Source organism: Streptomyces sp. NPDC029466, from assembly GCF_055574515.1.
Genome location: NZ_JBVHZH010000005.1, coordinates 164,454 through 164,757, shown reverse-complemented (window position 1 = coordinate 164,757; position 304 = coordinate 164,454).

The following is a 304-nucleotide window of genomic DNA, read 5'->3' as shown; positions in this document are numbered from 1 at the left end:
GGGGTTGGGTGGGTGCGTGCGGGCGTTCTGTTGGTGGTGTTGTCCGCTTCCCCCCCCCCCCCCCCCCCCCCCCCCCCCCCCTCCGGCCCGTCCCCTCCCGTTGGGGGAAGAGTGAAGGTGGGTGGGGGCTGGCCACTCGTAGCCAGTTCACTGCGACCGACGAGGGCCACCGGACCAGCTACGTGCACCCCCACAAGGTTTTTCCCACCCCTCAACGGGAGGGGACGGGTCGGAGCGGGGGGGGGGGGGGGGGGGGGGGGGGGGGGGGGGGGGGGGGGGAGGACACGAGCGGAGGGGAAAAAAG